Here is a 19,043-nt window from a genome sequence, read left to right on the forward strand (position 1 = left end):
GGAGGTCTCTTTCGTGCTCCCCCCTTCCGATGAATCTGCGCAAACGCAGGACTGGCCGATGAATGCCGCGCCCCGACACTGGAAAGACTGGCTGCTGAGCGACACGCCCGCGTCCCGCAAACAGGCCGCGCTCGGTCTTGCCTATCGCCGCTGGCAGCGTTTCGCAGGCAATCCCCTGTCCGTCTTCGGTTTTGTGATTCTTGCACTGCTGATCGTCGTCGCGGCAATCGGACCGCTGATCGCGCCGCATGATCCGTTGCAGCAGGTGCTGTCCGACCGCCTTACGCCGCCCGGCTCCGCGTCTCACTGGCTGGGCACCGACCAGCTTGGACGCGACATTCTCTCGCGCCTGATATACGGCTCGCGGCTCACGCTTTCGATTGCGATTCTCGTGGTGGTGATCGTCGTTCCCGTGGGCCTGCTGATTGGCACCACCGCCGGCTTCTTCGGCGGCTGGGTCGACAACGTGCTGATGCGGATCACCGACGTGGCGCTCGCGTTCCCGAAAATCGTTCTCGCGCTGGCGTTCGCTGCCGCGCTCGGCCCCGGCGTCATCAATGCGGTGATCGCGATTTCGATTACCGCGTGGCCGGCGTATGCGCGTCTCGCGCGCGCCGAGACGTTGCGGCTCGTCCAGGCCGATTTCATTCACGTCGCGCGCCTGCAGGGTGCATCGCGGCTGCGCATCCTGCTGCGCTATATCGTGCCGTTGTGCTCGTCGTCGGTCATCGTGCGCGCGACGCTCGACATGGCAGGCATCATTCTCACTGTCGCGGGTCTCGGGTTTCTGGGGCTTGGCGCACAACCGCCGAGTCCCGAGTGGGGTTTCATGGTCGCATCCGGCCGTAACGTGCTGCTCGACTCTTGGTGGGTTGCCACCATCCCAGGCTTTGCGATCCTTCTGGTGAGTCTCGCCTTCAATCTGCTCGGTGACGGTCTGCGCGACGTCTTCGATCCGCGTCATGGCGGCTGACATGCAGCCCAATACAACGCAGCCGCTGTGCGACATCGACGATCTGCGCATCGGCTTTCGCGGTCACGACGGCGAGTTGACAGAAGCCGTGCGCGGCCTGTCGCTGACGCTCAACCGGGGCGAGCGCCTGGGCATCGTCGGCGAATCCGGTTCGGGCAAATCGCTGACCGGGCGCGCGCTGCTCGGCCTGCTGCCGCCAGCCGCGCAATACTTCGCGAAGACCATGAAGTTCGACGGCCAAGACCTGCTGGCGATGTCCCCGCACAGGCGCCGGCTGCTTTGCGGTCAGCAGATGGGCATGATCCTGCAAGACCCGAAATATTCGCTGAATCCGGTGATGACGGTCGCGCAGCAGATACAAGAGGCGTTCGCACTGCATGGCCCGAGACTCAGTCGCCGTGAGATGCGCGAGAAGATCGTCGCGGCGCTCGCTGCCGTGCATATCCGCAATCCGGAGCGCGTCGCCGATGCGTATCCGCACGAGTTGTCCGGCGGCATGGGCCAGCGCGTGATGATCGCGATGATGGTGTCGTCCGGCCCGCGCCTTCTGATCGCCGACGAACCCACCAGCGCACTCGACGTGCTCGTGTCGATGCAGGTGCTCGGCATTCTCGACGAGATGATCGAAAAGCACGACATGGGGCTCATTTTCATCAGCCACGACCTGCCGCTTGTGATGTCGTTCTGCGACCGCGTCGTCGTGATGTACGCGGGACGCGTGGTGGAAACGTGCGCTGCGCGCGATCTCGTGCATGCGCAGCATCCTTATACGCGCGGGCTGCTCGCGGCGAATCCGCCGCTCGTCAATCCGCTTGATGAACTGCCTGTGTTGAAGCGCGACCCGGCGTGGCTCACTCAATCGACGGGAGTCTCCGCATGATCGATGTCAAGGCCCTGACGGTTCGGTTCAAAACGAAGACCGGTTACTTCGATGCGGTCCGCAACGCGAGCTTTCACGTGGGTGAAGGTGCAGCGTTTGGACTCGTCGGCGAATCCGGTTCTGGCAAGTCGACCATCCTGCGCGCGCTGACGGGCCTCGCGCCCGCCGCTGGCGGCCAGATGAAAATCGGCTCGCATGTCCCCGGAGAAAAGATCGATCGCTCGTCCCGCCGGGACGTGCAGATGGTGTTTCAGGATCCGTACGGATCGTTACACCCGCGCTTCACGGTCGATCAGACCTTGCGCGAACCGTTGACGATCAATGGCATCGACCGGCAGGACGAGCGGATCGCCGACGCGCTGCGCGAGGTCGGGCTGGGTCCGGCGTTCCGGTTCCGCTATCCGCATCAGCTGTCGGGCGGCCAGCGGCAGCGCGTCGCGATCGCGCGGGCGCTGATCGTCGAGCCGCGCGTGCTGCTGCTCGACGAACCGACATCTGCGCTCGATGTGTCCGTGCAGGCCGAAATCCTCAATCTCCTGCGACGGCTCCACCGCGAACGCAATCTGACGATGATCCTGGTGAGCCACAACCTCGCGGTGATTGGCTTTCTCTGTTCGCGCGTGGCCGTGATGCGCAACGGCGAGATCGTCGAAGAACTCGGTATCGATGCGATCCGCGCGCAGCAGGTTGAGGACGATTACACGCGCAGCCTGCTGCTCGCTACTGGAGGTTATCAGCGCAAGACGGTCAAAGCGAACGGCCTGGACGCTTCATAGACAGTCTCCATACTTACCCGGCAACAGCGACAGGGTATGACGCGATTCCATACGCCGTGCACGAACTTATAAATCTCCGCTTGCGGCCGCTCTCGACATCGTGCTCGAAGGCGCTCGGACTTGGTTTGACACCGCGCAACAGTTGCTCACTTATGACGGAGCAAGGCTGCTCGCCTCGGTGTTTCCGGACCTGTCTGGCGGGCTTGAGGCTCGGCAGGAGACGTTGATCGCCGGTGGTAAAGAGCAGGACCTGGCGTTCACACTTGGCGTCCTTTCCGCCATTGAGGGGACGCCCTGCATCTACGGGCTTGTGCGCAAAGTCGTGGCCGCTCTTGATCCCGGGAGCTCTTTACTGGGGGAGGCCCGATCGGCATTGCGACCAACGGGTGTTGGGCACGGCGCGTTTGGCTTTGCGAAACTCTGCGCCGCGCCCAGATGCTCGAGCGGCCGTCCTGGGAGCCTCCCCAACTAATGTGATGGTCCGCCCCGCCCCGCCGGACAGGTTAGGCTGGCAGTGTTCATACCGAACTGGAGACCATCATGGACGACGTAACGCTCGTTGGTATCGATCTGGGCAAACACAGCTTTCATCTGCATGGGCAGGACGCAAAAGGAAAGGCCGTGTTCCGCAAAAAACTGAGCCGCAAGCGTCCGGCACTATCAGATTGCGCTCAATGAACTGCTGCGCGAACAGCGCTCGCCTCCTGGAAACCCTCACCCTCCTCCTGGAAACCCTCACCCTCCTCGTGACAACGAGGCCGATCCATTCTGACTAACGACCGGCACGCTCGACCATGGGCGCCAACGACTGGCCACGGTTGTTGACGCTTTTACTTAACCTTGCGCCGCCGTTTAGTGTCGGATTTGCACCGCCGCCAACAGGACCTCTACTTGGCCATCAGGCTGTTCACCACCTCACGCCCGAACTGGTCCTGCACTGCGAGGAACCTGCGCCCAGCCGGGCTCTCGTAGAACATGGTCAGATCGTCGATTTCCTGCGCCGTGTAGTACCGGCTGTACGCGTCGGCTTCCAGTTGCATTGCGGCCTGCCTGAACGGACTGGTCGTGAATACCTCGCCGGCCGAGCCGACGATCTTCGGCACGGCGTCTTTCTGCAGCGTCGGTACGGCCGCCTGCTTTTCCTGCTCCGACAGCGTCGTGTTCGCGCGCAACGCTTCCGACAGGATCGACGGCACCATTTGCTGCGCCTGCGTGCGCGCACTATTGGCGATCGCACTGACACGCTGTTGCGCGTCGATCACGTTGAGCAGGTTATCGATCGCGGGCTGCTTGGCCGGATCACCCGCGTCGGCTGCGAGAGGCGGTAAAGCCCGCTGACCCAGCGGCGCCTGCGCGATCGCGACGGCCGGTTCGAAGGCGGCGCAGCTGGCTATCACCATGATCAGCAAGGCGACAAGGCAGGCTTTCATCATGGCAGCGTGGTGTTGCCACAGAGCCCCGAGCGTTTGCGAAGAGAAATCGTCGCACATCTGGATGCTCTGCCGGGCTGGGCCAGGCGGTCCATCAGCGATCTGCTTGAGCATGCCGGCAACATCGAGGACCGGCTGGTCGAATACGATCGCGCAATCAGCGAAATCGCGCGTGAGGATGCGCGCAGTCGGCGACTCATGCAATTGCGTGGCATCGGACCGACGACGGCCAGTGCCTTGCTTGCGAGCCTGGGTGCCGGACATGACTTCTGGAATGGACGCCAGGTGGCCGCATGGCTCGGTCTGACGCCGGGCCAGCACAGCAGCGGTGGCAAGGCACGGCTGGGCAGTATCACGAAGGCAGGCGACCCTTATCTGCGCAGTCTGCTGGTGCTCGGAGCTCGCGCCGTCATTGCGAATCTCGGCGAGAAGCAGGACCGCATCAGCCGCTGGGTACGAAACCTGGTCGAGCGGCGCGGATATTGGCGTGCGGCCGTCGCCATTGCGGCCAAGAATGCGCGAATGGCCTGGGCGATCCTGAAATACGACGGCGACTTCAGGTACGAAACCGTTGCAGCATGACCACCGTGCGGATCCATCGACCCTAACCTGCCAGCGCGACGGACATCATGAGCGAATAGACGATCACTTTGCACTGCCAGCGGTGATGTGAAGCGGGTTGGACCCGCGTGGGGCGTACCTGATAAGGCTACAGGGATTTCATTCCCGGTCAGCGAACGAGGCCCTCGCGCGCGTTTTTCATCAGGGTCCGGGCCAAAGGCCCAACACGACCGGTTGTAGTACCGCAGTCCTTCACCTTCTCACACGCACCCGAATGGCATTGCAGCACATTAACAAAGAACCACGCTTGAGCTTGCGCTTAACGGGGAAGCCCTTGTAGTTTCCTTAGCGGAATTAACGGACCTCAACAAATCCAGCGGAAACTCGGCAACCTGGATGCCAGTGTCCACCGTGGAAAGCTCAACGAGTCGTTGTGGGCCCAACTGAAGGCATGGCCGGAAGGCACATGCAACGACCGGGGTCGGGGTCATGAGAACGGCATCGTTGAATCGTCGCATCGTTGAAGGGTTCTGATCGGCTGAGTGCCGGGGCACGGCGCGCGTATCACGCACCTGCACCCGTGGATATCGCCGCATTGACCGCGGCGATCAGGACGACGTAGGCACCAGTACCGACAGCTCACGCACGCCCGACACCGACTGCGTGCTCTGCGCATTGAGCATGAACGACAGGCCGGCCGTGCGCTGTGCGGCGAGCGCCTCCAGTACATACAGCGTCGGTCGCCGCCAACTGCTGTCGTCGCCGAGCGTCTGGGCGATCTCGGCGTCGATCTTTGCCAACTCGGCCGCGCGCGCCGACGATGCGGGCTGCGTCTCGTGGTGCCCGCGCAACTTGTAGAGGAAGTCGAGCCGCTTGCCCGCGTGGTCGGCCATATAACGACGCTCACCTGTTATCACGTTGCCGGCGTGGCCGTGTCCGACGAGCGTCAGCATCTCGTCGAGCTTGCGCTGGGCTTCTTCGCCGCCGCCTTGCCCGCTGACGAATCGCGGGCGGTAGTGATCGACGTACTGCTTGAACTCCTCGAAGGTGCCGAACTCGGTGTCTTTGAACGAGAGCCTGGCGGCGACACGATCGCCGTCGCGACCCACGCGCAGTGCCGCAGCGGTGTTGTTGACGACGAGCGTCGTGCCGATGCCCACGTAGGGCACCGTCGGGAAACCCAGCGCGGCAACGCGGCCGCGCTCGTGCGCAGGCACCCCGCCATGCGGCAGCTCGGCGCCCGGCAGGGTCTCGACCAGCGTCGCGCTGACCGTCGCGGACAGTCCGCGACTGTTGGTTGCCGCGTTTACCGCGAGGCTGCCGGTCTTGTCGTCGATGCGATTGCGTGTAGCCGAGCTGGTCAGCGCAGCCGAAAACGCCGGCCCCACCCGCGTGCGCGGCGTGCCGAAGCGCGCGGTTGCACTGGCCGAACCGCTCACGTACCCGGTCTCGTTGCGGTTTTCGGTCCAGTTGATCGACACCGCCGGGTCTTTCGCGAACTTGCGCGCCAGACCGCTCCACAGCTCGTCGGCGTTGCGGGGCGGACCGCCTGCCGGGCCGCAGGTGCGTGCGGTCGCGAGCACGTCGACCAGTCTGCTGCGCCACGCGTCCGGCGGCCCGCCGATGCGTTCCGATTCGGAGCGGCGCACGCGGATCGACACGCCGCGCGCGCCGCCCGACGTACGGCCGAAGCGCACGCCGCCGGACACGCCGATCGTCGCGACGTCGTGCTTCTTGCCGCCGACGGTCCAGCCGGCGAACGCGCCGATCCCGCCATAGCGCGATGTGCGCGCGTCGGAGCCGATGAACAGGTGTCCGAAATGCTCGCTCGAGCCAATGTCCATCACCGCGTGGCGGCCCTTCAGGTAGCCGCCGTCCGGCAGCGCCACGAGCGCCGGTATGGCGGCTTTGCTCGATAGCGCCGCCAGCGACTCGGCGGGCACGCTCGCCACGCCGTAGCTGCCGCCGCCGGTAAAGCGCATGTCGTACGTGTCCGGCATGGTCCTGATCAGTTCTTCGAGCGCGGTAAATTGCGCGTCGGTGCCGTCGCCATGCGTGCGCACGTCCCGGTCGAACCACTGGCGGAAGCGGCCGAGGTGTTGCTCGACCTCGGTCGGTACGGGGGCATCCGCCAGCGCCCATGCTTCGCGCGCCCAGCTCTCGAGGTGCGCGGGCGTCAGACGCTTCAACCCGTCCACCTGTTCGCGTATCAGCGCTACATTGCGTGCGCGGCTGGGCTGCCGATCGGCATCGTCGACCGCTTCGCCGGCGACACCGATGACTGGCCCGCTGGACATCAGCGCCCGCGCGCGCACGGCGATCGTGTCGCGCTCCGCGCGGCCGAGCCGGGTGTGCTCGCGCAGGCCGCTCGCGGCCATGCGCTGCTCCCAGTGATCGAGCGCCGCGAGCCTCGCGGCGCACAGCGCTCGCTCGCGCTGCGGCAGCGTGTTGCCGAGCAGCGCATCGCGCAAACGCTGCTTCACCGAGCCGAGCGCTGTAGTGAACGCCGCGAACTGATCGTCCGGGTGACCGAACAGCGCGCCGCGGGTGCCGAAGGCCTGCAACGCAATGAGCGGCGACTTCTTCTTGCCTGCCAGTCCGGACAGCACCCGGCCCAGCTTGCCGTAAGACGCGGCGCGTTCGACGTACTTGAACAGCTTGAACGAACGCTCGCGCGTGCGCTCCAGCTCGGTGCCGGGGCCTTCCTTGCTGAAGCCGTTGCGCCATGCCAGATACGCGTCGGCCAGGTGCGGCGGCAGCTCCGCGTGCGGATCCGCCTTCAGCGTCAGCGCGGCCACCAGCGCTTTCGCGGTGAGCGTGTCGCGCGGATCGATCCTCCAATGCGTGCCGTCGCGTGCGGACCCGGCCGGGTTCGGTTCGACCGTGCGCGTGCGTTGTGCGGCGGGCAGATTCGTGTCCGCGAGATCGGCCAGCTGCTCGAGGCTGGTCAGTCCGGGCAGCGGCTGCCTTTGCAGCAGATGGCCGGCCGCGCGCAACGCATGCCGGAACGCGTCGCGCTGGATTTCCGCAGCTTCCGAGCCGGCCTCGGCGACGCGCGGGCCGATCAGGTGCGGCGCGATCTGCAGCAGCGTGTCGAGGCCGACGCCGCTCTTGCCCAGCACGATCTGCAAACGCAGCGCGTCGGCCTGCACCGCAGGGTCCGCTGCGGCACCGTCGCCGCGCAGCGCTTGCAGTGCATGCCGCGCGCGCGCGGGGTCGCTGTCGCTCGCTTGTGCCAATGCGTGCGACACCATCACCGCCTTCGCAAATGCGTCGGCTGGGTCGACGCCGGCGGCGACGCGGGCGGACGCCAGTTGCTGCAGCGCTGCGACGAGCGCGTCGACATCCGCTTCGATAAAACGTCCGGCGGTTTCGATTTCTTTCCACTGCCGCTTCACGTACTCGGGCATTCCGTGCGCGGTCAGCAGATTCGCAGGCAGACCGGCCTGTATGTTTTCGTGCGCGGGCTTCGCCTTGCTTTCGGCGCTGGCGTTCAGCGGGAGCGAAGCAATGTTGCGCTCGTGCTTGCGACCGAGCGAGCGCGGTCGGCCCGCGTCGGCGTCCGGCGTGAGCAGGCGGTCGAGCTTGGGCTTCGGCCGGGCGCGGCGCGGCTCTACCCACGTGGTGCTGTAGAACGGCGTCGCGACGGTCTTGCCGGTCGCCTTGAGCGCCTTTTGGGTTTGCTTGCCGAGCGCGCGCAGTGCATCGAGCGTCGCATGGCCGCCGCGAGATTTCGTGGTGCCGCGCACCGCTGCACCGGCAGCCGATTGGGCCGCGGTAAGGCCCTGTGGAGACGGAACCTCGACGGACGGGTGAGGCGCGCTCGGCAGTGACGTCGAACAGGATGAAGACATAGTGACCTCCGCTGTCGCAGTAGACGAAGTGGCATGCCGACGGGTCGTCTCGCGAACAATGGGCGGACGGGCCGGTCAGTCGGGCGCCAGCATATGGGTCAGCAGTGAGTCGGTCGGCGTGCGCCGACGAAAGCTTTGCTCCCGCAGCGAACCCGCGCATATATCCGTTTTGCATAAGGTGGGCGGCGTGACGCGAAAATGTGTATCGCCGGGCGACACGCTTTCGTGTTCGGACGAGCTATTCGAGCTGTTCCACTCGCGAAAACACCGCCGTCTAATGACGGCTCATCACACGGGGACAGCATTTTTCTTTGCTAACGTAACTTTTCGTAAGGGGCTCGGTACTTACGCACACAACAACTTATTAAACAAGGAAAAACTCATTACCGAAAGCTTGCCAAACCTTGCGCCTGGCGAATGCGTCGTTGTGGGTGATGCTGTATTGCTACCGGCAGTCACCAAAATGCCGCTTCCAAGCCCCGAGCCACACTCCCAGAGTGTCGAAGTTCACAACGAGTGGAAGGAGCAATGGCGCGACGTGACGTTTGGTGATGTCATTGCGCGATGGCGCAAATGAGTGCGACGGCTACTTCGAGCCAGCCTGCCCGCTGGGTGTGCTCCAAGTCCACCGCCGAACGGCTGCTTTGTGGCTCATGCGTGGAGGACCGCTCCTGGCCGGCTTCTGCCCGATGACGCCACACGCAAACTGCCGGGCGTCCAACCCCACGTGACGTAGCAGCTGGGCCCCTAATGCCACGAAAGCTGGCGGTCGGGCGGTTGTGGCCGGCTCCGCAGTCGCCGCCTCAGTTGCCGCGAAGCGACCCTTAGCCGTGCCCTGTCACGAACTTTTTCGTCGCGTGATAGCCGTGCCTTGTTGCATCGGCAACGGCATGGCCGGCCTTCTTCGTACCGTGGCCGACCGCGTGCGCGGCATCGCGCACAGCATGTCCGCTCTTCTTTCCTGCCGTCTTGACATCGTTCTTGAACTCGTGAGCACCTGTAGCCAGGCTCGCATGCGCCAGCGGGCTGAGCACGGCCAGCACGAACAGAATGATCGAAATTCTCGTCTTCTTCATCACGTTGATTTTCCCACATAAGATTGGTGCGCACGATAGCTGATCAAGCCGGATCACCATTTCTTCCAGATACAACGGATCGTTTTTGTGACGGGCAGCAGTCGTCATTGGATCCCCCATGTGATCTGTATTTCTGAATACGCGAGTGGAGCGGTCACTATCGCCAACGCGTGTGATACCACCAGTCATGATGATCCAGGTGTCGAAGCAGTCGTGCCCGATGTCGTTCACGGCGATAGTGAGCCATCACCAGTGGCAGCGCGATAGCGAGCGCCGAGCATCCGATCACCAGCCCCACCCATGTCTCGCTCATGCCGGGTTCCTCCTGGAAGAACAGTGGTATCGCATCAATCCCCCAACGACTCCAAGGCCGTGGGGCCAGCCACACTGTCGCTACGCCATGCCGCCGTCCGGTAAATCCGACCTGACGGCGTGGCAACTTCGTATTCCGGCGGGTCTCTGCGTACGATGCAGCAGACCTCGCGCGGAATGGTCAATGTGACGTGAGCGTTGATGCGTTGCGCCGCCTCACTGCATATGCTGGCCGCCGTTGATTGCGATATTGGACCCCGTCACAAAGCCGGCGTCGTCGGAGCACAGGTAGACGACCAGCGATGCCACCTCCTCCGGCTTGCCGAGACGACCGGCCGGAATCTGCGGCAGGATCTTCGTATCCAGGATTTCCTGCGGAATCGCCGTCACCATTTTGGTGGCGAGATAACCCGGCGAAATGGTGTTGACGGTTACGCCCTTGCGCGCCACTTCCAGCGCCAGCGATTTGGTGAAGCCGTGCATGCCAGCCTTGGCCGCTGCGTAGTTGGTCTGGCCGATGGAGCCCTTCGAACCGTTGACGGACGAAATATTGATGACCCGACCCCAGCCACGCGCAACCATCTCTTCGCACAGCGGCTTGGTCATGTTGAAGACCGAATCCAGATTGGTTCGGATGACCGCGTCCCAGTTGACCTTATCCAGCTTCTTAAGCGTCATGTCTCGCGTGACACCCGCGTTGTTCACGAGAATGTCGACCAGACCAACCTCAGCCCGAATCTTCGCCGCACAGTGCTGGCACGAGTCATAGTCGGCCACGTCCACGGGGTAGGCGCGAAACTTGTACCCTTGAGATTCCATTCTTGCGAGCCACTCATCCGCACCGGTGTTGTTCGGTGAGTACGTAACTACCACTGCATAGTCCGCGTCATGCAGTTTCATGCTGATCGCTTCTCCAAGGCCACCCATACCGCCTGTCACTACCGCGATTCGTTTCGTCATCCTATCCATCCGTGATATTAGTGTCTGCGAGAGTCGTGAATTTCCAATGGCAGCGCTGCACCTGCTGCCACCGGCCTTGCCGCAATGCGTCGCCGTCTCCGGCGGGACCAAAGGTAACGGACTCAGCATTGCTCAAATCACGCGGTTTTTTAGCTGCTGATATCGCGCGAATAAAGTGCGGTTCGTCTGCGGGCGACAACACGCGTCGCAAACACACCGCTTCATATGCGTTGAATGGTTAGCCACGCTCGACTGCGAGCGCCACACCCATGCCGCCGCCGATACACAGCGACGCCAGACCCTTCTTCGCATCGCGCCTCTGCATTTCGTGCAGCAGCGTGACGAGGATGCGGCAACCGGACGCGCCGATCGGATGGCCGATCGCGATGGCGCCGCCGTTTACGTTGACCTTCGACGTGTCCCAGCCCATCTGCTTGTGCACGGCGAGCGCCTGCGCTGCAAACGCCTCGTTGATTTCCATCAGGTCGAGATCCGCCGGGCTCCAGCCCGCGCGCTCCAGACAGCGACGCGATGCTGGCACCGGGCCCATGCCCATCACCTTCGGATCGACGCCCGCATTCGCGTAAGCCTTGATGCGTGCGAGCGGCGTGAGGCCGAGCGCTTCGGCCTTCTTTGCCGACATCACGACCACTGCCGCCGCACCGTCGTTCAGCCCTGAAGCATTCGCCGCCGTGACCGTGCCTTCCTTCGAAAAGGCCGGCTTCAGGCCCGCGAGCGATTCGGCCGTGACACCGTGGCGCACGAACTCGTCGGTCACGAAGCGCAGCGGGTCGCCCTTGCGCTGGAGAATCTCGACCGGCACGATTTCATCATCGAAACGGCTCGCCTTCTGTGCGGCTTCCGCCTTGTTCTGTGACAAAGCCGCGAACGCATCCTGCTGTTCGCGCGTAATGCCGTATTCCTTCGCGACGTTCTCAGCGGTCACGCCCATGTGGTACTGGTTGTACACGTCCCACAGGCCGTCGACGATCATGCTGTCGATCAGCTTCGCGTCGCCCATGCGGAAGCCATCGCGCGAGCCCGGCAGCACGTGCGGCGCGGCGCTCATATTTTCCTGGCCACCGGCGATGACGATGTCCGCATCGCCCGCGATGATCGCGTTGGCAGCGAGCATCACGGCTCTCAGGCCCGAGCCGCAGACCTTGTTGATCGTCATGCCCGGCACGGCAGAGGGCAACCCTGCCTTGATCAGCGACTGGCGGGCCGGATTCTGGCCGGAGCCAGCCGTCAGCACCTGACCCAGAATGACTTCGCTGATTTGGTCAGGCTTCAGGCCCGCGCGTTCCAGAACGGCGCGGATCACCGTCGCGCCGAGTTCGGGCGCAGCGATCTTCGCCAGCGACCCGCCGAATTTGCCGACAGCAGTACGTGCCGCCGATACGATCACAACTTCAGTCATTCCAACTCCTGATATGAAAACAAATAACCTTCAATCGCTCCAACCACGCTGCTGCACTTGCCGTGGCAAGTCATTGCGCTACAGTCAGGCCCCTTACGCACACTGCTTCACGTAACGCCCCGGCGCCGGCTCGATGACCGGATACGCGTTCGAGCCTTCGCCAGGACTCTTCCCCACGCGCTCGCCACCGTGCTGCGCAAGCCAGCCGGTCCATGCGGGCCACCAACTGCCTGGATGCTCCGCCGCGACCGCGAGCCATTCGTCAGCGGAAGCGGGTAATGGCTTACTATCGCCGCCCATTGCCCAGTAGCTGCGTTTGTTTTTCGACGGCGGATTGATCACACCCGCGATGTGCCCCGAAGCCCCGAGCACAAACCTCAGCGGCCCCTTCAGCAACGACACCGACGCATAGGCCGTCTGCCACGGCACGATATGATCTTCCCGTGACCCGTAAATGAAAGCCGGCACGTCGATCCGGCCAAGATCAACCGGCGCGCCGCACACCGTGAGCGCGCCGGGTTCACGCAGCCTGTTCTCAAGATACGTATGGCGCAGGTACCACGCGTACATCGGCCCGGGCAAATTGGTCGAATCGCTGTTCCAGTACAGCAGGTCAAACGGCGGCGGCGTTTGACCCTTCAGATAGTTGTCGACGACGTAGTTCCACACCAGCTCGTTTGGCCGCAGGAACGAGAATGTGGCTGCCAGGTCGGCACCGCGAATGACACCCGGAAGTGCGCCGTTCTTGCCGCCGATAGCAAGTTCCTGACTCTGGACCTGAGCCTCGTCGACAAAAATGTCGAGCACGCCCGTGTCTGAAAAATCGAGCATTGCAGTCAGCAACGTCAGCGATGCCACAGGACGTTCGCCGCGCGCGGCGAGCACGGCGAGTGCTGTTGCGAGCAACGTGCCGCCAACGCAAAAGCCCAGTGCGTTGACCTGCTTGCTGCCGGAAATCTTCCTGACAGCGTTGATCGTTTGCAAAATCCCCTCTTCCACGTAGTCGTCCCACGTTTTGTGCGCGAGCGACGCATCGGGGTTACGCCACGAAATGGCGTATACCTGATGCCCCTCGTCCAGCGCATGACGGACAAGCGAACTTTCTGGCTGAAGATCGAGGATGTAAAACTTGTTGATGCAAGGCGGCACAATCAGGAGTGGCCGCTCATAAACGGTAGCCGCGCGCGGCGTGTACTGAATCAGCTGGATCAGGTCGTTTTCGAACACGACCGAGCCTTCGGTGTTCGCGAGGTTCTCGCCGACAACAAAGCGTGATTCATCGGTCTGCGACAGCTTGCCGCGCGTGATGTCAGTGAGCAGGTTCGTCCCCCCCCGCCGCAGACTCTCGCCATTGCTATCGAGCAGAGATTTCTGCGCGTCCGGATTCAGGAGCAGGAAATTGGATGGCGCTACCGCCGCCAACCATTGCTGAACGACAAAACGAATGCGCCCGCGTGTTTTCGCGTCAGCGTCAACGGCATTCACGAGTTCATCCAGATGCCGTGCGCCCGCCAGATACCCGGCGGCGATGAACCCCAGCAACGGGTTGGTTTTCCACGCATCGGACTTGAAGCGGCGATCGGACAGGTCGGGAGCACCCGTGTTTTGTGCAGTTGCCTGCTGCCATAGTCCAAGGCATTCGCGCGCGTAGGCAGCGCATGCATCCAGCAGGCGCTCGGGGACAACTCTGGCGCTGAGCGGCGCCGCGGTCGGGGCGGAAAACAGACTCCGAGCCACCCACGGCGTGAAACTCGCCATCTGGGACCCAAAGGACATAAACCCGTGCGGCGGAGCCTCGGCAGCCTCGCCCGATGTTGTAGCAAACCATCCAGCTGGACTGATCAGTGCACGCCACGCGTGTAGCCAGTCGCCCAGCGGATCCTGCAAGGCGGTCGTCCGGTCCGTTGGTGAGGAAGTGAAGGATTGTTCAGACATGGTCATACCGGTCAGCCAAAGATCTCCGCGAAACCGTGCCGGGAATTAACGGGGAAGTTCCAGCGCTGCCTGCTGACTGCGCGAAGCGCGCGATGCCCGGCGTTCTGGAGCAGCCGGTCAAGGTGCAAAAGACGGTTGTACTGCGCAGAGCCGTGACAGGCAACGCGCAGCGGTTCAGGGTTCTGCCGTTACTGCTTCGCAGCGCGCGACCCCTGCGCGGCGACCTGCTGGCCAGCCTTCGAAGCAGGGGCAGTCGTAGCGGCAAAGTTGCCTTGTGCCGCCTCGATGGCTTGTCTGGCCGCCGCGCGTACCGTCTCGGCCGCGGTGCTGGCGGTTGAAAACGCCGATTTCATCACGGCGATCGCGGCCTCCGAGCCGACTGGCCCGCTCTTCGCGAGATGGTCTGCAAGCGTTTGTACCTTGCTGCCATGTTCTTCATATTGCGCTTGCGCAACCTTCCCCAGTTCCGCCTGGCTGCCCGAGACAATCTCGAACAGGTGACGACTGTACGATGCCGTCTTCCCGGCGAACTGCTGAGTAACGTTGAGCTGGCGAGCGAGGAGTTCCGCCGGGTTTTTGCCCGAGAATGCGTCGCCCAGGTTGTCTTCGCCTTCCGCCAAGGCAGCCTTTACCGCCTGCAGGTTGAGTTCAATCACCGCCTGAACACCCTGGAATACCGGATTTGCCAGCGCGAACAGCGCAGTGACGCTGGTCTTGTAACTGGACACAAGTTCTGCGGGCACGAAAATGCTCATTGATGCTGCTCCGTTAGTAGTACGAAAAGCGGATCTGACTGGCCCGTAGGTTGGGTTGTTGCGAATCAGGGATTTAATGGACGGGTGGGAGCCAGGCCATTGTGCACTGCACCGTTAGTGGGCGACACGCGTGCGAACTCGAGAGGCGCACCATGATGACGCTAAGGCTTTCCCTACAGAAAAATCAGTATTTCCTGACGGAAATTCTAATACAGCTACTTAACAATTTGAGATTTCTGTTTATTAGGGTAAACACTTGTCTCCCGAGCGGTCCGTTTTTTGCCAAGCGATTTGAAAAGTTCCGACCTCTTCCAGGCGTGCACGTATTGCCGATGCAGACGCTCATGCGCGGCGCCAATCTGCCGAGCCATCTGGAACGGCGGAGTACGCGGAAGCAGCCGCTATTGGCCTGCGGCGGCGGACTGACGCAAACACACCTCTGTCGTCTTGCAGACAAACCTTACCAGGTCGAAATTGGTCAGACCATAACGGAAAATTTCGGCGCAACGTTTCGCGATGCGCAAATCTCATCAAGAAGGTGTCCGCGTCCGGTCAACAAATGCCGTCCCGTCACCTCACGGGTATTTGTTCGCATAACGAACAATGATTCTTATATAGAACATGTCACTTCAATATGTTGGGTGGCTGAGCGGGTTGTCAATACGGCTGTTTGCGCTGGTGTGTTGTCCTGATTCCCGCACCATGGTCGCGCGACGTCTGCATGACGAGGGCGTCATCATCGATGACCACCTTGCCCTGCACCGTGCATATAGTGAAAAATGCTCCTGAATCGAAGTCAGACCGCGGCCCGGGTGAATCGAGCGGGCCGTGACGATTGGCCATGCCAGGCGTTTTCAGCCTGCGTCAGGCTGCAACGCAGGCGCAGCCAAACGGAACGCATCAAGCTGGCTGCAGGCGGCATCGACCGCGCGGATATTGGGCCAGGGACCAAGATCCACGTTGAACCGTCTCGCGCTTTCCACCTGCGGAATCAGGTAGACATCGGCCAGCGTCGGGGTGTTGCCAAAGCAGAAATCACCGCGCTTCCTGTCAGCCGCCAACATCGCTTCGAACGCATCCATCGCGTCATAGAAGCGCTCGGCCGAGCGACCCTTCCACAGCTCGTTGCGCACCAGGCGTTCGACGCCCTGGGCGTGGAAGATGCGGCCCATCTCGCGCGCCGACAGCACAATCCGTGCGGTACGGGCGACCCGCGAACGCTGATACAGGTCGAACGCTTTTTCAAAATCGTTGTTGTTAACGCGCAGCGCCTCGCCGAGCGTCACCGCGTCTTCAAGCGCCATGCAGGCACCCTGCGCCAGATATTGCAGCGTCGGGTGCGCGGCATCACCAAGCAGCGTCGTGCGACCGAAGGTCCATTGGCCGATCGGTTCACGGTCGGCGGTCGCCCACCGCTTCCAGCTCTTGGGCAGCTCGATCAGTTGGCGGGCACGCGGGCAGATGCCCTGGAAGTAGCTCTGGACTTCCTCGGGGCTGCCGTCCGTAACGCCCCACTCTTCCTTGTTGCGGCTATGGAAAGTCACGACGACGTTGTATTGCTCGCCGCCGCGCAGCGGATAATGCACCAGGTGACAGTTCGGACCGACCCAGATACTCGCCGCGTTCCATTGCAGGTCAGCCGGGAAGTCCTTCCTGTCGACCACCGCCCGATAAACGACGTGGCCCGAGACGCGCGGCGGATCGCCAACGTACTTTGCGCGAACTACCGAGCGCACACCGTCCGCCCCCAAATAAGGGGTAACCCTCAATTTCCCAACAGGCGCGCTCTTACCAACGTGTTCGGCCGCAAGTCGGCACAGTGCGCTAACGGATGAGCAAAGCGCGCAAAGAGGCCCGAACCCGTGAGGCATCGGTTGCCTGGATAAGCGTCAAGCAGGATGTCCGGTTGTTGCCCCAGGTAATTTGCTACCTGCCAGGTGGCTGGCGGGGGGCGACTTATGACGAGGCGATTCGGGATGGCGATATCTCGGGATTGGCTGTCTCGGGCTCCCCGGCACATGCGATACGCCGGATTTCCGGGTTGCGCATCTGACAGATCTGCTCCATGCGCCGATATCGGGCAGACGGTACTGCGGCAAGGCAGCGCTTCAGGGGCCGGAGCAAATCATGGGTTTGTGGACCCCGAAACTTTGCTGCCCAGAGAGACGCGACGTCACGCGTGATGCGCCGCTCGACGGGCCGTCGGCGGCAAGTAGAAGCGATCGGATTTTGCTGAATGTACAGAGGCGGCTATCGGGCTTTAATGTCCGCATCCTGATGCCGCGCCGTACTGGACGGCCAGGGAGTCAGGAGCGGCCACCTGTCAGGCGGACCCGTCATTCGCCTCGTCCGGCGCAGCGCCGAACTCATGGTCAGACCGTGCCACCAGAACCTTCAGCATCGCCATGAAATTCTGACGCTCAGACGCGGGCAACGGTTCGAGCATGCGCACCTGCGCCCGCAACATGGCAGGCCGTACTTCGTCGAGCAGCGCTTCACCCTCGGCCGTTAGCGTCAGCAACCGCACGCGCCGGTCTTCTGCCGAAGCGTTGCGCCGCATCAGCCCCCTCTTCTCCAGCCGGTCGATGACCCCGCCGGTGGTCGAGGTATCGAAACCAATGGCGCGTGAGAGCGAGCGCTGGTCGAGTTCAGGACGGTCGTGCACGGCTTGCATCGCTGCATATTGGACGGGAGTAATCCCGTACGCCGAGGTCTCGTCCAGAAAGATCGCAACCGCCATCTGCTGAAGGCGGCGGATGTAGTGGCCGGGCAGCTCGTCAAGGGATAAGTCAACAGATCGATTGGTGGTCATGGCGGTGCGCAGGACAGGGTAAACACAAATAGAGGATACCGCATTTCTTCGGCACACTTTTCATAAGTATACACATGATAAGTACACTTTTTAAAGCGTCGGACCTATTCGTATTGCGAACAAATAATTCCACATCAGGAGCGGAGATCAATGAAGCTGTCGAAATTGATGGTGGGGGGACTGGAACTGATCGGTGCCTCGGCTTTCGCACAAAGCAGCGTGACGCTATACGGCGTACTCGACACGGGCGTCGAATACGTTTCCCATGCAAACGCAGCCGGTGACCGGGTCATCCGGATGCCTGGGATTACTGGTGAACTGCCATCACGCTGGGGGCTGCGCGGCAGCGAGGATCTCGGTGGCGGCCTGAAGACGGTATTTCAGCTCGAGAGCGGATTCAATCTGCGCGGCGGCGATTCCGGCCAGGGCGGCCGGCTGTTTGGTCGGCAGGCGTGGGTCGGCCTGCAGGGGCCGTGGGGCACCTTGTCGTTCGGGCGACAGTACACGATGACGTACAGGGGACTGTCCGACTCGGACATCATCGGGCCGGACATCTACGGTATCGGTTCGCTCGATGCCTACATCCCGAACGCTCGCAGCGACAACACCGTCGCCTACAAGGGCACCTTCAGCAGTTTGACTGTCGGCGCAACGTACTCGTTCGGCCGCGACTCCGCCGGCACCGGCAACTCGCCGGGCCAGGGTACCTGCGCGGGGCAGGTGGCTGGGGCATTCGACCGAATGCCGGCTATGGAGCGCGATGCTGAAGTACGACGCGAACATGTTTGGCGTTGCAGCAACGTATGAGGAGCAGCGCGGGGGCGCGGGCGCGGCCGCCAGTTTCTTCGATGGCGCCGCGCCGTTTGCGCTGACCGGCGAGGCAGACAAAGACAGCCGGATGCAGGCAAACGGCCATGCGAAGCTCGGCGGCGTCAAGGTCGGTGCCGGCTGGGTCGGCCGGGATGTGGAGACAGTTTCGCCAGCGATCCCCGCGGTACGCTCGAATCTATTTTTCGTCGGCGCCTCATATCAGGTGACGCCAGCGTTCTCGCTGGACGGCGAGGCGTATCGGATCATCACACGTGAGCAGGATGCGCGCGCCACGATGGGCACGCTGCGCGGAACGTACTTCCTGTCAAAAGCCGCTGCGGTTTACCTGCAAGGTGCGTATCTCGCAAACAGTGCAAAAGCGCGTTACAGCGTGAGTTCTGGCGGCGGCACGACGCCCGCGGCCGGCGTCGGACAAGCCGGCCTGATGGCGGGAATCCGTCACCTCTTCTGACACGGCAGGAGCGGGGC

12 protein-coding genes and 4 pseudogenes are annotated in these 19,043 nt (G+C 62.7%); 7 read left to right on the top strand and 9 right to left on the bottom strand.

Going from position 1 to position 19,043, the window contains the following annotated elements; genetic code table 11:
* The first annotated feature begins 58 nt into the window (after positions 1 to 58).
* The 4 genes and pseudogenes from nikC to AC3WLT_RS23895 all read left to right on the top strand — a co-directional run.
* Positions 59 to 973, top strand: coding sequence for a nickel transporter permease (gene nikC, locus AC3WLT_RS23880; RefSeq protein WP_492594210.1), 915 nt, complete (start codon positions 59 to 61; stop codon positions 971 to 973).
* 1 nt (position 974) lies between these two features.
* Positions 975 to 1,853: an ABC transporter ATP-binding protein gene (locus AC3WLT_RS23885; protein WP_492594152.1), complete on the top strand. Its 879-nt coding sequence runs from the start codon at positions 975 to 977 to the stop codon at positions 1,851 to 1,853.
* Entirely contained in the window at positions 1,850 to 2,629 is a 780-nt protein-coding gene (locus AC3WLT_RS23890) for an ABC transporter ATP-binding protein (protein WP_492594153.1), read from the top strand. Before AC3WLT_RS23885 ends, AC3WLT_RS23890 begins: the two co-directional genes overlap by 4 nt.
* Positions 2,630 to 3,169: 540 nt before the next feature.
* Positions 3,170 to 3,280, top strand: a pseudogene (locus AC3WLT_RS23895) (IS110 family transposase); the annotation flags it as partial.
* Between the two features lie 236 nt (positions 3,281 to 3,516).
* Here the strand turns inward: AC3WLT_RS23895 and AC3WLT_RS23900 are convergent.
* Positions 3,517 to 4,062: a DUF2059 domain-containing protein gene (locus AC3WLT_RS23900; protein ID WP_492594154.1), complete on the bottom strand. Its 546-nt coding sequence runs from the start codon at positions 4,060 to 4,062 to the stop codon at positions 3,517 to 3,519.
* Between the two features lie 6 nt (positions 4,063 to 4,068).
* Here AC3WLT_RS23900 and AC3WLT_RS23905 point away from each other — a divergent pair.
* A pseudogene (locus tag AC3WLT_RS23905) lies at positions 4,069 to 4,641 on the top strand (IS110 family RNA-guided transposase); the annotation flags it as partial.
* Positions 4,642 to 5,228: 587 nt separating this feature from the next.
* Here the strand turns inward: AC3WLT_RS23905 and AC3WLT_RS23910 are convergent.
* On the bottom strand, positions 5,229 to 8,474 hold the full coding sequence (locus AC3WLT_RS23910; RefSeq protein WP_492594155.1) for a hypothetical protein: 3,246 nt from the start codon (positions 8,472 to 8,474) through the stop codon (positions 5,229 to 5,231).
* Between the two features lies 1 nt (position 8,475).
* Between AC3WLT_RS23910 and AC3WLT_RS23915 the strand changes: the two genes are divergently transcribed.
* Entirely contained in the window at positions 8,476 to 9,051 is a 576-nt protein-coding gene (locus AC3WLT_RS23915; protein WP_492594156.1) for a hypothetical protein, read from the top strand.
* A gap of 247 nt (positions 9,052 to 9,298) precedes the next feature.
* Here the strand turns inward: AC3WLT_RS23915 and AC3WLT_RS23920 are convergent, their stop codons facing one another.
* From AC3WLT_RS23920 to AC3WLT_RS23950, 7 genes and pseudogenes are all read right to left on the bottom strand, one after another.
* A complete protein-coding gene (locus AC3WLT_RS23920) occupies positions 9,299 to 9,550 on the bottom strand; it encodes a hypothetical protein (RefSeq protein ID WP_492594211.1) in 252 nt (83 codons plus the stop codon).
* 528 nt (positions 9,551 to 10,078) lie between these two features.
* A complete protein-coding gene (gene phbB, locus AC3WLT_RS23925; protein ID WP_492594157.1) occupies positions 10,079 to 10,822 on the bottom strand; it encodes an acetoacetyl-CoA reductase in 744 nt (247 codons plus the stop codon).
* A gap of 238 nt (positions 10,823 to 11,060) precedes the next feature.
* The gene (locus AC3WLT_RS23930; protein ID WP_492594158.1) at positions 11,061 to 12,242 is read right to left on the bottom strand and encodes an acetyl-CoA C-acetyltransferase; all 1,182 of its coding nucleotides are present in this window, start codon (positions 12,240 to 12,242) and stop codon (positions 11,061 to 11,063) included.
* A gap of 93 nt (positions 12,243 to 12,335) precedes the next feature.
* Positions 12,336 to 14,000 (bottom strand): class I poly(R)-hydroxyalkanoic acid synthase, encoded by a 1,665-nt coding sequence (gene phaC, locus AC3WLT_RS23935; RefSeq protein ID WP_492594159.1) that lies wholly within the window; start codon positions 13,998 to 14,000, stop codon positions 12,336 to 12,338.
* A 365-nt stretch (positions 14,001 to 14,365) separates the two neighbouring features.
* On the bottom strand, positions 14,366 to 14,932 hold the full coding sequence (gene phaP, locus AC3WLT_RS23940; protein ID WP_492594160.1) for a TIGR01841 family phasin: 567 nt from the start codon (positions 14,930 to 14,932) through the stop codon (positions 14,366 to 14,368).
* Between the two features lie 971 nt (positions 14,933 to 15,903).
* Positions 15,904 to 16,683: pseudogene (locus AC3WLT_RS23945) on the bottom strand (FAD-dependent monooxygenase); the annotation flags it as partial.
* A gap of 572 nt (positions 16,684 to 17,255) precedes the next feature.
* Positions 17,256 to 17,744, bottom strand: coding sequence for a MarR family winged helix-turn-helix transcriptional regulator (locus AC3WLT_RS23950; RefSeq protein ID WP_492594161.1), 489 nt, complete (start codon positions 17,742 to 17,744; stop codon positions 17,256 to 17,258).
* Between the two features lie 150 nt (positions 17,745 to 17,894).
* Here AC3WLT_RS23950 and AC3WLT_RS23955 point away from each other — a divergent pair.
* Positions 17,895 to 19,026, top strand: a pseudogene (locus AC3WLT_RS23955) (porin).
* The last annotated feature ends 17 nt before the right edge of the window (positions 19,027 to 19,043 follow it).

It is taken from the genome of Paraburkholderia sp. FW306-2-2C-D06C (assembly GCF_058781505.1).

Excerpts from the sequence above, each read along its gene's own strand:
- phaC (WP_492594159.1), bottom strand. The coding sequence starts at position 14,000 with ATGGCGAGTTTCACGCCGTGGGTGGCTCGGAGTCTGTTTTCCGCCCCG.
- AC3WLT_RS23890 (WP_492594153.1), top strand. The coding sequence starts at position 1,850 with ATGATCGATGTCAAGGCCCTGACGGTTCGGTTCAAAACGAAGACCGGT.
- AC3WLT_RS23930 (WP_492594158.1), bottom strand. The coding sequence starts at position 12,242 with ATGACTGAAGTTGTGATCGTATCGGCGGCACGTACTGCTGTCGGCAAA.
- AC3WLT_RS23910 (WP_492594155.1), bottom strand. The coding sequence starts at position 8,474 with ATGTCTTCATCCTGTTCGACGTCACTGCCGAGCGCGCCTCACCCGTCC.
- nikC (WP_492594210.1), top strand. The coding sequence starts at position 59 with ATGAATGCCGCGCCCCGACACTGGAAAGACTGGCTGCTGAGCGACACG.
- AC3WLT_RS23900 (WP_492594154.1), bottom strand. The coding sequence starts at position 4,062 with ATGATGAAAGCCTGCCTTGTCGCCTTGCTGATCATGGTGATAGCCAGC.
- AC3WLT_RS23885 (WP_492594152.1), top strand. The coding sequence starts at position 975 with ATGCAGCCCAATACAACGCAGCCGCTGTGCGACATCGACGATCTGCGC.
- AC3WLT_RS23950 (WP_492594161.1), bottom strand. The coding sequence starts at position 17,744 with ATGACCACCAATCGATCTGTTGACTTATCCCTTGACGAGCTGCCCGGC.
- phbB (WP_492594157.1), bottom strand. The coding sequence starts at position 10,822 with ATGACGAAACGAATCGCGGTAGTGACAGGCGGTATGGGTGGCCTTGGA.
- phaP (WP_492594160.1), bottom strand. The coding sequence starts at position 14,932 with ATGAGCATTTTCGTGCCCGCAGAACTTGTGTCCAGTTACAAGACCAGC.
- AC3WLT_RS23920 (WP_492594211.1), bottom strand. The coding sequence starts at position 9,550 with ATGAAGAAGACGAGAATTTCGATCATTCTGTTCGTGCTGGCCGTGCTC.